The organism is Microlunatus sp. GCM10028923 (assembly GCF_042666975.1).
In the GTDB taxonomy this organism is placed as follows: domain Bacteria; phylum Actinomycetota; class Actinomycetes; order Propionibacteriales; family Propionibacteriaceae; genus Microlunatus.
Genome location: NZ_JBHTFF010000014.1, coordinates 76,846 through 90,726, shown reverse-complemented (window position 1 = coordinate 90,726; position 13,881 = coordinate 76,846). Strand labels below are relative to the sequence as shown.

Sequence of the window (13,881 nt, the reverse complement as noted above, 5' to 3'; positions counted from 1 at the left end):
GTGCGTTGCGTCGTCCTGCTCCGCGGGATCAACGTCGGCGGCCGGGACAAGGTCTCGATGGCGGACCTGCGAGCCCGGCTGATCCGGTCCTTCTCCGACGTCCGGACCTACCTCCAGTCCGGCAACCTGGCGTTGGACACCGATTCCGGTCCGGACGAGGTGGCCGTCCGGGTCGCGGACGAGCTGGCCCGGACCTTCGGCCTGGCCGACGCCCGGCGCCGGGTGCTCGTCCTCGACACCGACGCCTACCGGCGGGTGATCCGGGCCGCCCCGCCCGGCTTCGGCACCGAGCCGGACACCTACCGGTACGACGTCGGGTTCTTCCTCGGCGTCTCGGCCGCAGAGGTGAAGCCGCACCTGGACGTCCACCCCGACGTGGACGACGTGTCGGTCGGCGAGGCCGCGTTCTACCATCGCCGCCTGACCGCGCTGGCCCGCCGGAGCCGGGTCGCCCGGGGCCTGCTCGGAACGCCCGTGAACGCGTCGTTGACGATCCGGAACTGGCGTACGGTCTCGGCGTTGGCGACCTTGTAGCCGAGCGACGTACCGGAGGATGAGATGGCGGAGGACGAGCGGCCGGCCGGTTCGGCGCGCTGGGTCGGGGTGACGGTCGACTGCCTCGACGTGGAACGCGTGGCCGGCTTCTGGAGCGCCCTGCTGGACCGGCCGGCGGGCCCGAGCCGGCCCGGCTGGGTCTATCTCGGCACGCCCGAGGACCCGCAGCCGCGGCTCGTCTTCCAGCCGGTGACGGAGCCCAACCGGGGCAAGGTCAGGCTGCATCTCGACGTCGCCGTCGACGACCTCGACCGGGGCCTGGCCCGGATCGTCGAGCTGGGCGGCCGGTTCACCGGCGAGCGCCACGACTACGACGAGGGCTCCGTGTTGATCATGGCCGATCCCGAGGGACACGAGTTCTGTCTGGTCCACTACCACGGGTCCGGCGACGCCTGAAACTGCGGTCCGCGACGCGCCGAAGGTTCCCCGGGACGGTTGGTCGCCGCGCCGGCACCTCGGTATCGTCGCCGGTGCGTACGACATTCAGGGGCAACACCGCACCTGATGTAGCTAGGGGGCCCAACGCCATGCAGATCGCCGTCACCGGATCGATCGCGACCGACCACCTGATGCAGTTTCCCGGTCGCTTCACCGACAGTCTCGTCGACGGCAAGCTGGAGCGGGTGTCGTTGTCCTTCCTGGCCGATCAGCTCGACATCCACCGCGGCGGCGTCGCGGCGAACATCAGCTTCACCCTCGGCCGGCTGGGGATGACGCCGATCCTGGTCGGGGCCGTCGGGGCCGACTTCGACACCGACTACCGGCCCTGGCTGGAGAAGCACGGCGTGGACACGAAGTCGGTCTACGTCTCGAGCACCCACCACACGGCGCGGTTCGTCTGCACGACGGACCAGGCGCAGAACCAGATCGCGACGTTCTACGCCGGCGCGATGATGGAGGCCGGCCGGATCGAACTGAAGCCGATCGAGAGCCGGGTCGGCGGGCTCGACCTGGTCGTGATCGCGCCGAACGACCCGGCCGCGATGATCGCCCACACCGACGAGTGCCGGGCGAACGGGTATCCGTTCGCGGCAGACGTCTCGCAGCAGCTGGCCCTGATGGAGGGCGACGGGATCCGCAGCCTGGTGGCGGACGCCGCGTACCTCTTCACCAATCAGTACGAGTCCGAACTGCTGATGCAGAAGACGGGCTGGACGAAGGCGGAGGTGCTGTCCCGGGTCGGTCGTTGGGTGATCACCCAGGCCGCCGACGGCGTGACGATCGAGTCGGCGACCGAGCCGATGCTGACCGTGCCCGCCGTGCCGGTCACCCAGGTGGCCGATCCGACCGGTGGCGGCGACGCCTTCCGGGCCGGGTTCCTGTGGAGCCTGCACCGCGGCTTCGGCCTGGAACGGGCCGCGCAGGTCGGCTGCGGCACCGCCGCGCTGGTGCTGGAGGCCATCGGCCCGCAGGAGTACGTGCTCGAGCCGGTGACGTTCGCCGACCGGATCGGCGAGGCGTACGGCGAGCAGGCCGCGCAGGACGTCCGGGCGAACCTGAACGCCCCCGCCACGGTGCCCGCCGCCGGCTGAACCGGCCGCCCCTCAGCGGGCCGAATCGAGGGCCGTGCGGGCGGCCTCGAGCAGACCACCGACGGCCGACTCGGGTGAGCTGAAGACCCGGGGCTCGGCCGTCGCCAACGCGCCCGCCATCGAGGCCTGGGCCAGCACGACCACCGCGTCACCGGCCAGTTCCGCCTCGACGGCCTCCCGGATCAGCCGGTCGTGCCCAGCCTGGTCGCCGCGTTCCCGGCGGGCCACCGCGTTGTCGATCACCTGCGACCGGACCGCGACCGTACCGGCGGCCGCCGCCTCGACCAGCCGGGTGGTCGGCCCCAGCGTGGACGCCAGGGTGGCCAGCACCGTGATGCCGCAGCCGCGCCGCTCGGCCTCGGCCGTCGCGGCCCGGGCCATCGCCGTGTCCACCCGGACCACCGGGACCGGAGCCGTCGCCGCCACCTCCTCGGTCGCCTCGCCGATCGACGAGCAGGTGATCAACACCGCGGTGGCGCCGCGCCGGGCCAGGGCCTGGACGTGATCGGCGATCCGCTCGACGACCAGCGGGGTCACCCCGTCGGCGATCGCGGTGTCCAGCAGCCAGGCGTCGCAGACGTGCACCCGTTGCGCCCCGCGGAGCCGTTCGTCGTCGGCGATCCGGCCGGCCACCAGTGCGTCGAACACCGGCGGGTGCATCGCACCGGTGTGCAGCAGGCCGAGCACCACCTCGCTCATCGCGCGTCCCACGGCGTGGCCAGTTCGTCGACGATCGTGATCAACTTCTGCAGCCGCGGTACGGAGACCTCCTGCAGCGCCTCCACCAGGTCGGCCCGCCCGACCACGTCGGCCCAGAGCGCCCGGCCGGCCAGGAAGCCGCTCGCCCCGGCCCGGCAGGCGGCGGCGACCGCATCGGCGAAGTCGGCGGCGGCCACGCCCTGGGACAGCACCACCCACGGACCCGTGATGCAGTCGTTCAGCGCGGCGCAGGCCCGGTCCAGGTCATCGCCGTCGGCCTTGCCGAACAACGGAACCTGCACCTTGTAGAGGCTCTGCCCGACGACACTCAGTTCGCCGGCGGCGGTCCGGATCGCCTGCTCCCGGTCGAAGTCCGCCTCCTGGCCGCGGGCCGGCTGCACCACCGGTTCCAGCACCGACAGCAGTCCGCGCTCCGCGGCGGCGGCGGTGAACCGCCGGGCCAGCTCGACCCGCGCGGCGCGGCGTTCGTCGTCCCGCCAGATCAGCAGCAGCTTGATCGCGCTGACCCCGGTCAGGTCGAAGTCGTCGGCCAGCACCACCGCGTCCAGGTCGGTGTCGTCGACCGGCCCGCCCGGTTGTTGATCAAGCTCGTCCGCGGCCAGGATCAGGCCGGCGGTGTCGGGCAGCAGCCGCTCGTCGCGCACCCGGTCGAAGCCGTGCGCATGATCGATCAGGAAGCCGGAGGCCAGCGGGCCGAGGGCGCGCGCGACGGCGATCTTGAAGTCCACCAGGTCCGCGTGCCCGGCCTGGACTCCGGCGGCGGCGAACATCGTCGTCAGGCTGTCGCGTTGGTCCATGGCGACCATCGCCAGGGCGCCGCTCGGTCGGGCGATCGCGGTCAGGGTCGGGGGTCGGCTCGGGTCGGGCATACGGAGATCCTGGGCAGGTCGGGCCCGCGGCGCAAGCTCAATCCCAGCCAGCGGCATCACCCGGCACCGGATCCTCCGGATACTCGGGTTGCCTGAGCCGGGGCGGCTCGTTGTCGGCGCGCGGCAACGCGTCCGGCGTGTCCGGCACCGCGTCCGCGCCTCCGTACGACGTCTCGGCCGTCGAGTAGCCGGACGGCCCTTCCGAGGGTTGTCCCGACACCGGTGTGGGGCGCTGATCAGTCACGCCCACCCGGGTACCCAGCGAGGCGGCCCGCCACACCGCACTCCGCCAGACCGAGCCGGGCGGATTGCCCGGCCGGCGACCGGGTAAATGCACCGGGGGTACGAGGACGCGAACCGGATCGGGGTGACGCCGAAGATGGACGGAACGGATCGGCCGGGGACCGCCGGGATCCACCGGCTCGCCGGGGCCGTCCGGCAGGCCTGGCTGCGCCATCCCGGCTGGTCGCTCGCCGCGAAGGGCGCTGCCGCGGCGACCCTGGCCTGGTTCGCCGGAACGCTCGCGCCGGCCCCGTTCTCGAAGTACCCCTACTACGCCCCGCTGGGTGCGGTGGTCGCCGCGGGCGGCACGGTGGTGCGTTCGGTGCGCGACTCGGTCCAGTCGGTGGCGGCGGTCCTGGCCGGCGCAGTGCTCGCCCGGGCCGTGGACCTGCTCCCGCTGCCGGACGTCGTGAAGCTCGGCGCGGTCGTCGGGCTGGCGCTGCTCTGTGCCGGCCGGCGGGTGTTCGGCGACCACGGGCCGTGGGTGGCCATGTCGGCCGTCTTCGTCCTGATCGTCGGCGACGGCAACCCGGCCGAATACATCGCCGCCTACGCCGGGCTGCTCCTCCTCGGGGCGTCGATCGGCATCGGGATCAATCTGCTGTTCCCGCCACTGCCGCTGACGCCGTCGGAGCGAGCCCTGGAACGGCTCCGCGACGGCCTGGTCGAGCAGCTCGAGGCGCTGGCCGGCTGGCTCGAGCACGAGGGACCGCTGGAACCCGACGCCTGGGAACGGCGACGCCGCCGGCTGTTCCCGGTGATCGAGAGCGCGCGAGCGGCGGTCGCCCGCAGCCGGGAGGCGGCCCGGGCGAACCGCCGTCTGCCGCGCAACCAGGAGCGGGTGGCGGCGCAGCTCGGCCGGGCCGCCGCGCTGCAGACGGCGGCCGAGGAGGTCGACGAGACCGTACGGCTGCTGGTCCACTGGGAACCGAGCGGACGCGACGATCCCGCACTCGGCCGGCGGCTGCGGCCGGCGTTCGCGGCGGCGCTGCGGCACCTCGCCGCCGCCCTCCGCTCCGACCCACCCGACGGCGCCCGGTTGCACCGGTCCGTCGACGAACTGCGCGAGGTCGTCCGCGACGCCCGGCGCTCCTCGCAGCAAGATCATTTCGTGGCGGGCGCCCTGATCGTCACCCTGAGCCGCGCGGCCGACGCTCTTGATCATTGACCACTCTTGATCATCGACCACGGGCGGGGGCTCAGCTGCTGCCGAACACCGGCCGGTTCGGCGAGACGTCCTCGTCGTCCAGGACGCCGGTGTTCTGGCACGCGGCCAGCCGCCAGGCCCCGTCCTCCTTGGTCATCACCCACAGCGGTGACCCGACGTCGGAGCCCTGCTCGGTCCGGTAGACCTGCCGCACCTTGACCGCGACGACATCGGGCCGGAGGTAGAGCACGTGCTCCAGTTCGAAGGTCTGGGTCATCCCCTGCATCCCGCCCGGCAGCACCTTGCGGGTGAACGCGGCGATGGCGTCGCGTCCGAACAGCCGGTGCCCGCCACCCGTGGTCCAGATCGCGTCCGGCCGGAACAGTTCGAGGAACGGCTCCGGCAGCTCGTTGTTCTGGGCGTGTTCGATGGTGGCGATCAGGTCCTTGATCGCGGCCAGGTCGGCCGCCTCGGTGTCCGGGTCGACTGTGCTGATGTTCATGATCATCAGCTTGCTTCTTCAAGGGCGCTTGAGGTCAAGGGCCCGGCGGCCGGATCAGACCGCACCGGCCGCCAGGCCGTGCCGGTCGGCGAACTCGGTGAGTTCCGCGAGCTGCCCGGCCAGGTCCGGCGACCCGAGATTGATCACCAGGCGGGCGACGCCCTCGGCCTCCCGAGCCGCCACCTCGTCGCGGCTCAGGTCCAGGGAGCCCCAGCGGGTGAGCTCGAGCCGGTCCGGGTCGTGGCCTGCCGTGGCCGCGGCGGTGCGGGCCTCCTGCCACTGCTCCGCGCGCTGCTGCGGGGCGACCCGGCCACTGGGGAAGTAGCCGGCACCGCTGCGCCCGGCCCGCCGAGCTGCCGCGATGCTGGACCCGCCGACGTGGATCGGCAGCGGCTCGCTTCCGTACGGCTTCGGAAAGGAACAGATCCGGTCGAAGTCGAAGAACTCGCCGTGATGACTGACGCCGTCCCGGTCGCCCGCCCACAAGACCCGGAGCACCTCGATCGCCTCGTCCGCCCGGCGCCCGCGGCTGGAGTAGTCGACCCCGACGGCCGCAGCCTCGCCGGGCAGCGCGCCGACGCCGATGGTCAGCAGCCGCAGCCGGCCCCGGGACAGGGAGTCGATCGTGGCCAATCGCTTCGCGAGCACCACCGGGTCGTGGTACGGCAGCAACAGCACCGCCGTACCGAGCAGCAATCGCTCGGTCGCCGCGGCCACGAAGCTCAGACACTCCAGCGGGTCGGCGATGGCCGCGTCGGGCGGCAACGGCATCCCGCTCAGGGCCGCGTCGGGATACAACGCGATGTGTTCAGGGAAGTAGATCGATTCGAAGCCGAGTTCCTCCGCCCGGCGAGCCACCGCGATCAGCTGATCCGGATCGAGACCGAAGAAGCCCGTGTTCCAGGAGAGTCCGAAGTGCACGACAGCCCCAACCGCGGCCGTCACGGCCCTATTCCGTACCCACGGCCGGGCAGGGTTCGCCGGGCCGGGACACGGGCCGCCGAATTCGATGAGATTGAGGGCTTCCCAACCGGGGCCGAAATCCACTAGCGTCTGGTGGTGGTTGCCGGAGGGGCCGAACCCCCGAGCGTTCTCTCCGGCAACCACCTATCAACTGCGAGGCTCCCGACAAGATCAGGTGGGCCGCCGGCGTCGGGTTCACGCCGAAAGATCTGAAACCAGTGGATTCGAACTCAGGGCCTGACCAGTGCGATGATGGGGCCCGCTGACCGCACTGAAGACCGGGTACCGATTTCTCGGTCAAGATCTCGTCCATATGGTGGAGATCGGGCGTGGCGGGTGGTGGGCCATCGTCATCTCGGTGATCATGGTCATCGGCTGTGAGGTTTCCGGGGTCGCCAGGGGGAGCGAAAGTACGTCATGACGTCCGATCAGGTTTGGGAGGATCCGCAGGCGCCCAGCGATGCGGAACTGATCAAGGAATGTCGCGACGGGGACTCCGACGCGGCAGGCCTCCTCTTCGAACGCCACCACGACGCCGCCCTGACGTACGCGCGCAAGCTGGCCGGCTCGAGCCGGGCCGACGACATCGCGGCCGAGGCCTTCACCAAGACGCTCGCCCTGATCGGTGACGGCAAGGGCCCCGATGCTGCGTTCCGGCCGTACCTGATCAGCGCGGTGCACAACACCTTCGTGTCGATGATCCGTTCGGACGACCGGTACGTCCTGGTGGACGACCCGGGCGAGTTCGAGCAGGAGTTCGGCAACGACGACGCGCCGTTCACCGGCCTCGTCGCGGAGGCTTTCTACGAGTTGCCGGAGCGCTGGCAGGTCGTGCTCTGGCACACCCTGATCGAGGGCGATTCGCTCGAGGCGACCGCCCAGCATCTCGGCGTGACCCCGGCCGCGGTCGGCTCGCTCACGTACCGCGCGCGGCGTGGGCTCTCCAACGTCCTGATGGCCAAGCTCGCCATCGAGGGTGACGAGTGCATGCCGACCCGGGAACTGCTGCGGCAGGACCCCGAAGATCTGAGCCGGACCCAGCGCAACGCGCTGAACCGGCACCTGGACGAGTGCGAGAACTGCAACCGGCTGGCCGCTGTGGCACCGGCCGCGGCCAAGTCCGGCATCGCCGGGATCCTCGTCGGCGGCCTGGTCGCCGGTGGCGGCGGGGCGTACCTCGCGCTGCGCCAGCCGGCGGTCGCCGCCGCGGCCGCGACGGGGCTGCCGCCGCGGCCTCCCACGTCGCGGGCCTGGGTCGCGGCCCCGGTCGCGGGCGTCCTGGTGGTCGTGATCTTGGCCGTACTGCTCGGCCGGGCGCTGATGCCGACGTCCGCACCCGACGTGTCCGCGCCCGGGATCGGCGGTGCCGCGTCGAACGGCCCGACCCAGGCGCCGCCACCGCCGCCGTCCCGTCCGGCGGATCCGCCGACGAAGCCGCCGGCCTCGACTTCTCCGTCCGAGCCGCCGACCTCGGCACCCCCGACCTCGGAACCGCCGACCTCGGCACCTCCGACTTCGGAACCGCCGGCCACGTCCGAGCCGCCTGCGTCGGAGCCGCCCAGCTCCGCTCCGCCGACCTCGCGGCAGCCCTCGCCGGAACCGCCCGCCTCGGTGCCACCGACGTCCGCTCCGCCGACGTCCGAGCCGCCGACCTCCGCACCACCCACGTCGACCCCGCCCAGCTCGGCGCCGCCGTCGTCCTCGGCCCCACCCACGTCGGCGCCGCCGTCATCCTCGGCACCGCCCACCTCCGCGCCGCCGACCTCGGCACCGCCGAGCTCGACTCCCCCGCCTTCGGCCTCGCCCTCACGGTCAGGCAAGAATCTCGGGATCGCCCGGGCCGAGCACTCGAGTCCGTCGCCGGGCATCCACCGCCTCGACGTCTATCTGACCGACGCCACGGCGAGCAGCGTGGTCACCGTCGAGTTCGAGGGGCTGGACTACGTCTGGTCGTCGCCGGGTCCCGGGAGCCAGAAGGCGGTGTGCCTGCCCACGGCCAGCGGAACGGTCGAGTGCCGGCTGTTCGGCTCCACCGACGAGGACCGACCGCTCACCCTGTATGTCGCGCTGGCCGACGACGAACTGGTCGGCCGGATGACCATCAGCGAACCCGGAAACTCGGACAAGGACCCGGACAACAACGAAGTCGTCTGGGACGAGTAACGCCCCACTTTCGCGCTGTGACCCAGATCACTCAAAGCCGCCGTCAAACGAGCGCAGGCCGAGTGTCTAGAGGGTGAAGCAGGGCAAACGGGACTCTCACATGGTCCTTCTGCGGGGCTCTGCTTCCCAAAGACGGCACCAGACACTGGCGCTGGTCATGGGTGGCGGTTTGCACATGTCCGGTACCCGACCACCAGGCCAACCAGTGAGCGGACGTCCCGCCCCGGACGTCCGCTGGTGACCGCTCGGGGTGTCCTGTGGGGGTGTCCTTACCCTCAGTCCCGTCCCCCACAGGTACACCCGGCGAGCGCCCTTGCACGGTGCTCGATCCGGCCCGCTGACCGCCGGGCTCAGGTCCCGAAGGCCGGTCGCCACGGGCGCAGCCGAGGCAGCCAGCCGGGCACATTGCCGCAGTACCGGACGTAGTCGTCACCGAACCGGCGGCGCAACTGGGGCTCCTCGAAGATCCGTACCCAGCACACCACGACCATGATCGCGATCGCGAGATAGACCAGTACGGGGAACGACCAGAACAGCAGGGCCTGGCCGCCGACCGCAGCGAAGATCGCCACGTACATGGGATTGCGGACGTGCCGGTACGCCCCGCCGACGACCAGCCGGGTCGGCGGCGCCGCCGGCACCGGAGTGCCGAAACCCTCGACGACGAAGCGGACGAAGGCGTGCACCAGGAACGCGCCGCCGGCCAAGGTCAACACCACCCCGGCGGCGCGGCCGATGATCATCAGCCAGTCGAGGCCGGACGGCGGTGGGCCGTCGAAGCGCCAGCGGCTGAGCAGCCACGGGATCAGGACCACCACCGAGCCGGGTCCGACGAGGAAGAACAGCGCACTGCCGGGTGCGGCCTGGCGTACCTTCATGATCAACTCCTAGTCCGGTCGGGTTCCCGCGGCCCGGAGGAAGGCCGCGGCGAAGAGTTCGGCCGCCTCGTCGATCGGCGGCATCGGCAGCGCGGACTCGAGGCCCGGCCGCAGCACGACGTGCAGCAGCATCGGCCCGATCAGCAGCTGCAGCAGGATCGGGAACGGCAGCGACCGCAACGCGCCCGAGTCCTGGTGCGGGCCCAGCAAGGCCGTCAGTGCGGCGACCAGCTTGGGCACGTTGTGGCGCATCAGCTCGGCGGCGGGTCCGGCCGGCCGGCTGAGCAGGTCGCTGAGCAGGGCCGGGAAGACCCGCGGTTCGCGGTGCAGCACGGTGATCAAGGTGCGATAGATCCGGTGCACCAGCTGTTCCAGCTCGGCCGGCGGATCCTGCGCCACGGCGATCAGTTCCGGCAGCGGGCTGTGCCGGTCGAACACCGCCCCGAGCAGGCTGTCCCGGCCGTCGAACGCGGCATGTACGGCCGGTAGCGAGCAGCCCGCCTCGTCCGCGACCGAGGCGAGCGTGACCGAGCCGAGTCCGCGGTCGGCGATCAGCCTGGCGGCGGCCGCCACGGCCCGTTCCCGGACCGGGAGCCGGCCACCGGGGTCGACGCCGGCGTCCCGTACCGCTTCGTCGAGGGCGGCCCGGCTGCCGCCGAGCCGGCGCAGCAGCGTGCTGCGCGAGATGCCGGCCGCCTGGGCGATCGCCTCCAGCGGTACCTCCGCCACGGCCTGGTCGCGGTCTCGCGCCGCCGCGATCGCCGCCTCGACCAGACTCACCTCGATCTGCCCCATGACACTCAGTTATAGCTTTACTATTGGCGAGTGTCAAAGGTTGCTCCGGCGCGGAAGACATCACGAAGACGAATGCGCCCATTGCCATCCAGCCGCGTTCACACCGCTCCGACGGCACCGGTCGGACGCTACGGTCGGGCGGGATGAGAGGCAGAGCAGCACTCACCTGGGGCGGGCGTGGACTGCCGGACCGGTGCAGAGAGCGGGGCAGGTGAACGGGTGAACGTACCCATCGACGTGGCGACGTGGTCGGCGTTCGGACTGACCGGCTTGATCCTCCTGGCCGGCACCCTGCTGGCCTGGCGCCATCGCGGCGGGGCCAATCGGACGACTGACTGGCTGGCCGTCGTGGGCCTTCTCTGTGTCCTCGCCGACCATCTCCTCGGCGTCGGTTTCGGCCTGGCCTACTTTCTCCTCACACCCGGCGAGGGGTCTGCCGACTACTGGCAGGCCCAGCGACTCGGCCAGTACTCGCTGGACTACGTCACCAATCTCACCGGAGCCATCGGCTGGGGGCTCGTCGTCGCCGCCGTGTTCGCCGAAGCGAGGCCGTCGCAAGGTGCCGGCCGAACGAAGTACGGAGGGCTGCGCTGATGGACCTCGCCTTCACCGTGGTCAGCGGAACGAACGAGTTCGTCACCCTCTCCCCCTTCCTCGCCGGGGTGATCGTCGCCCTGCTGGCCAGGGCAGCCAACCCGCGGACCCGCTGGCTCGTGCTGGCCGGCTGCCTGCTTCCGCTGCTGAGCGCCGTCGGCGACCGAGTCCTCCCCGCCACTGGATTCTTCGTCGGTCTCGAGAATCGTGAGCTCTATCTGGCCTACGACTTGCTCAACATCGGCCAGCATTTACTCCGGCTCACCAGCTGCCTGCTGATCCTGCTGGCACTGGTGACCGTGCTCCGACAGCGAGGCACCGGCTCGCCCCCTGTTGATCACGCAACGAGGGCGGCCGATGCCGAGTAGCCGCCGAACCGGCTCGCGGCCTACCGCCTGCCCCTGAGGGGGCGCGCTCGCGGGGTCAGGCCGCGACGACCAGCGGGGTGGGCCGGGCCGGCTCGTCGGCGGCCTCCACAGCCTGGTTCCGGTAGCGGGCACTGAGTTCGCGGTAGTGCCTGGTGGTCAGCGCGTACGCGGTCAGCAGCAGGCCACTGACTCCCATGATCACGAACACCAGCGCGATGCCGCGTTCGGGACCGGTGCCGAACCAGTCGCCGATCAACCGGGCCCCGGCGCCGTCGGTCATGAACGGCATGAACACGAACTGTGCCAGCGGGCTGATCAGGAACGCGGTCAACGGGGAGGCGGACTGCTCCACGCTCTGGGCGAATCCGAAGACCCGGCCCTGCCGCTCGTACGGCACCACCTTCTGCAGCACTGCCTGCTCCGACGCCTCGGCGAACGGCATCAGCAGCATGAAGGCGGCCATCCCGCCCAGCAGCAGGATGATCGAGGCCTGCAGCGGGAAGATGATCGTCACCGTCCACAGGGCCAGGTTGATCAACAGCAGCAGCCGTACCGGATTCGAGCTCAGGCCGGTCCTGGTGATCAACAGGCCGCCGATGATCGTCAGCGAGCTCAGCGCACCGAGGGCGAGGCCCCAGACCTGGACCGACACCATCGACAGTCCGTACGGGTCCATCAGGGCCATGAAGCCGCCGAACAGGAAGTTGTTGATCGTGGTGAAGATGATCAACGCGAAGAGGCCCCGGGTCTGCCCGACGATGCGGATCGTGCCGCGCAGGTCGAGCTTCTTGTCCGCGCCTCCGGCGGCGGCGACCGTGAGCGCCTCGGGCACCCGTACGGAACGCAGGTGCAGCAGCGCGAGACTGAGGACGACCACCGCCAGCACCAGCATGCCCAGCAGTCCAGTGACCCCGACCAGGATGCCGCTGATCACCGAACTGATCAGGAACGAGATCCCCGACGTGGTGCCGACCAGGCCGTTGGCCCGACCCCGGCGCGCCTCGTCGAAGAGAGCGGTGACCATGGTGGGCAAGGCGATCGTGCGCAGGTTGCCCACGATCACGCCGGCCATCAGCACCACGACCAGCACCCAGACCCGAGGATCGGCCGGATCCTTCCAGGTCTGCGCCGGGGTCGCCAGGTAGAAGATCAGCCCGGCGGCGTACAGCCCCAGCGAGATCGCCGCCGAGGCCTGCATCACCGCCTTCTTGCGGTGATGGTCCACGATGCCGCCGAAGAAGATCCCGGTGCCCGCCGTGCTGACCAGAAAGATGCCGGCGATGACGCCGGTGGCGAAGACCGACCTGGTCTCCAGGTAGACGAAGAACGTGACGGCGAACCACATCGAGAGGTTGATCACCGACACGGGCAACACGTTCGCCAGCAGCTTGAGGAAGATCCGCACGGCCGGGTCAGCCAGGCTCAGCCGGGCCGCGGCGGCCGGCGACGGCCCGGTGCCCTCGGTGTCGATGTCAGTGGCGCTCATCTCGTGCTCCTGAGGTCTTCGATTAATCACTATGATGACGATAGTTAAATTAATCGCTATGATGATCGTAGTCAAGCCCTCCCGGAGGTGGTTCTGATGAAGCGATCGAGTGGCAAGTCGCACTGCCCGATCAACTTCGGACTGGAGACGTTCGGCGACCCGTGGACCCTGCTGCTGGTGCGCGACATCGTCTACTTCGGCAAGCACACCTTCAACGAGTTCCTGGCCTCCGAGGAGGCGATCGCGCCGAGCGTGCTCTCGAGCCGACTGGAGCAGCTGGTCGCGGCCGGGATCCTCAGCAAGGACAAGGATCCGTCGGACCGCCGGCGAGTGGCGTACCACCTGACCGAACCCGGGCTCCGACTGATCCCGGTACTGGTCGAGATCGCCGACTGGGGTGTCGACGCCGACCCGGAGTCGGGTGCACCGATGGACTGGGTCGCCGCGGTACGGGCGGACAAGCCGAAGATGATCAAACGGATCACCGAAGCGGTGCGGCAGGGCCGGGCCGTCTTCGTCGGCGAGGACAGCCTGATCTCGGAGCTGGAGCACCGCGCCGCCTGATCAGGCAGCACGGTCGTCCCACGCGCCGATGACTTCCGCGCCCCGGACAGGTCTCCATCCTCGAGCGCAGCACCCATTCGAGTTCACAGGAGGAGACATGGCGGATCCCACGGCGCCGATCGAGGTCGCGGTCAGGTTCATCGAGGCATTCGGCCGACGGGACCTGACGACCCTCACCGAATGCCTGGCCGACGACGTCGTCTTCGAGAGCCCGCGGGTACGGCTCGCCGGGCGCGACCAGGTCGTCGCCGGCATCGCCGAGTTCGCCGGACTGGTCGAGGCCGTCCAGGTGACCGCGCGCTACGGCGACGAGCACGGCGCCGTCGTGGTGTACGAGATGCTGACCGGACCGTTCGGCACGATCCGGGCCGCGGACCACCTGACCGTCGTCGACGGCAGGATCACCACCGACATCTTGATCTTCGACACCGCCGCCCTGAATCGCTGACGGCAAAGGGATTTC

General features: G+C 70.8%; 17 protein-coding genes. 9 read left to right on the top strand and 8 right to left on the bottom strand.

Annotated elements, in window-relative coordinates:
- The 3 genes from ACFQU4_RS28505 to ACFQU4_RS28495 all read left to right on the top strand — a co-directional run bounded on the left by ACFQU4_RS28505 (nt 1) and on the right by ACFQU4_RS28495 (nt 2,087).
- On the top strand, nt 1-534 hold the full coding sequence (locus ACFQU4_RS28505; protein ID WP_377498623.1) for a DUF1697 domain-containing protein: 534 nt from the start codon (nt 1-3) through the stop codon (nt 532-534).
- 24 nt (nt 535-558) lie between these two features.
- Nucleotides 559-951 (top strand): VOC family protein, encoded by a 393-nt coding sequence (locus tag ACFQU4_RS28500; protein ID WP_377498621.1) that lies wholly within the window; start codon nt 559-561, stop codon nt 949-951.
- 131 nt (nt 952-1,082) lie between these two features.
- Entirely contained in the window at nt 1,083-2,087 is a 1,005-nt protein-coding gene (locus ACFQU4_RS28495) for a carbohydrate kinase family protein (RefSeq protein WP_377498619.1), read from the top strand.
- Nucleotides 2,088-2,099: 12 nt separating this feature from the next.
- Here ACFQU4_RS28495 and ACFQU4_RS28490 read toward each other — a convergent pair whose 3' ends face one another.
- The 3 genes from ACFQU4_RS28490 to ACFQU4_RS28480 are packed head-to-tail and all read right to left on the bottom strand — an operon-like array spanning nt 2,100 to nt 3,920.
- Nucleotides 2,100-2,786, bottom strand: a complete 687-nt coding sequence (locus tag ACFQU4_RS28490) for an aspartate/glutamate racemase family protein (protein WP_377498617.1) — start codon at nt 2,784-2,786, stop codon at nt 2,100-2,102.
- Nucleotides 2,783-3,676, bottom strand: coding sequence for an aldolase (locus ACFQU4_RS28485; protein ID WP_377498615.1), 894 nt, complete (start codon nt 3,674-3,676; stop codon nt 2,783-2,785). The genes ACFQU4_RS28490 and ACFQU4_RS28485 overlap by 4 nt, the downstream gene beginning before the upstream one ends.
- A 37-nt stretch (nt 3,677-3,713) precedes the next feature.
- Nucleotides 3,714-3,920 (bottom strand): hypothetical protein, encoded by a 207-nt coding sequence (locus ACFQU4_RS28480; protein ID WP_377498613.1) that lies wholly within the window; start codon nt 3,918-3,920, stop codon nt 3,714-3,716.
- Between the two features lie 135 nt (nt 3,921-4,055).
- On the opposite strand from ACFQU4_RS28480, the gene ACFQU4_RS28475 reads away from it, so the two are divergent.
- Nucleotides 4,056-5,126 (top strand): hypothetical protein, encoded by a 1,071-nt coding sequence (locus tag ACFQU4_RS28475; RefSeq protein WP_377498611.1) that lies wholly within the window; start codon nt 4,056-4,058, stop codon nt 5,124-5,126.
- 31 nt (nt 5,127-5,157) lie between these two features.
- On the opposite strand, the gene ACFQU4_RS28470 is transcribed toward ACFQU4_RS28475, so the two are convergent.
- Together ACFQU4_RS28470 and ACFQU4_RS28465 are read right to left on the bottom strand one after the other, a co-directional pair.
- Nucleotides 5,158-5,613, bottom strand: coding sequence for an SgcJ/EcaC family oxidoreductase (locus ACFQU4_RS28470; RefSeq protein WP_377498609.1), 456 nt, complete (start codon nt 5,611-5,613; stop codon nt 5,158-5,160).
- Between the two features lie 48 nt (nt 5,614-5,661).
- Nucleotides 5,662-6,552 (bottom strand): TIGR03619 family F420-dependent LLM class oxidoreductase, encoded by an 891-nt coding sequence (locus ACFQU4_RS28465; RefSeq protein ID WP_377498607.1) that lies wholly within the window; start codon nt 6,550-6,552, stop codon nt 5,662-5,664.
- Nucleotides 6,553-6,987: 435 nt separating this feature from the next.
- On the opposite strand from ACFQU4_RS28465, the gene ACFQU4_RS28460 reads away from it, so the two are divergent.
- The gene (locus ACFQU4_RS28460) at nt 6,988-8,733 is read left to right on the top strand and encodes a sigma-70 family RNA polymerase sigma factor (RefSeq protein ID WP_377498605.1); all 1,746 of its coding nucleotides are present in this window, start codon (nt 6,988-6,990) and stop codon (nt 8,731-8,733) included.
- A gap of 350 nt (nt 8,734-9,083) precedes the next feature.
- On the opposite strand, the gene ACFQU4_RS28455 is transcribed toward ACFQU4_RS28460, so the two are convergent.
- A complete protein-coding gene (locus ACFQU4_RS28455) occupies nt 9,084-9,611 on the bottom strand; it encodes a methyltransferase family protein (RefSeq protein ID WP_377498603.1) in 528 nt (175 codons plus the stop codon).
- Nucleotides 9,612-9,620: 9 nt separating this feature from the next.
- Nucleotides 9,621-10,406: a TetR/AcrR family transcriptional regulator gene (locus tag ACFQU4_RS28450; protein WP_377498601.1), complete on the bottom strand. Its 786-nt coding sequence runs from the start codon at nt 10,404-10,406 to the stop codon at nt 9,621-9,623.
- A 219-nt stretch (nt 10,407-10,625) separates the two neighbouring features.
- Here ACFQU4_RS28450 and ACFQU4_RS28445 point away from each other — a divergent pair, with 219 nt between their 5' ends.
- The gene (locus tag ACFQU4_RS28445; RefSeq protein ID WP_377498599.1) at nt 10,626-11,000 is read left to right on the top strand and encodes a hypothetical protein; all 375 of its coding nucleotides are present in this window, start codon (nt 10,626-10,628) and stop codon (nt 10,998-11,000) included.
- Entirely contained in the window at nt 11,000-11,368 is a 369-nt protein-coding gene (locus ACFQU4_RS28440; protein WP_377498597.1) for a hypothetical protein, read from the top strand. The genes ACFQU4_RS28445 and ACFQU4_RS28440 overlap by 1 nt, the downstream gene beginning before the upstream one ends.
- A 55-nt stretch (nt 11,369-11,423) precedes the next feature.
- On the opposite strand, the gene ACFQU4_RS28435 is transcribed toward ACFQU4_RS28440, so the two are convergent.
- Nucleotides 11,424-12,854: an MFS transporter gene (locus ACFQU4_RS28435; RefSeq protein WP_377498595.1), complete on the bottom strand. Its 1,431-nt coding sequence runs from the start codon at nt 12,852-12,854 to the stop codon at nt 11,424-11,426.
- A gap of 96 nt (nt 12,855-12,950) precedes the next feature.
- Here ACFQU4_RS28435 and ACFQU4_RS28430 point away from each other — a divergent pair, with 96 nt between their 5' ends.
- Both ACFQU4_RS28430 and ACFQU4_RS28425 read left to right on the top strand, forming a co-directional pair.
- Nucleotides 12,951-13,418 carry a winged helix-turn-helix transcriptional regulator gene (locus ACFQU4_RS28430; RefSeq protein WP_377498593.1) on the top strand — a complete coding sequence of 156 codons (468 nt, stop codon included), beginning with the start codon at nt 12,951-12,953 and terminating at the stop codon, nt 13,416-13,418.
- Between the two features lie 97 nt (nt 13,419-13,515).
- A complete protein-coding gene (locus ACFQU4_RS28425; protein WP_377498591.1) occupies nt 13,516-13,866 on the top strand; it encodes a nuclear transport factor 2 family protein in 351 nt (116 codons plus the stop codon).
- The last annotated feature ends 15 nt before the right edge of the window (nt 13,867-13,881 follow it).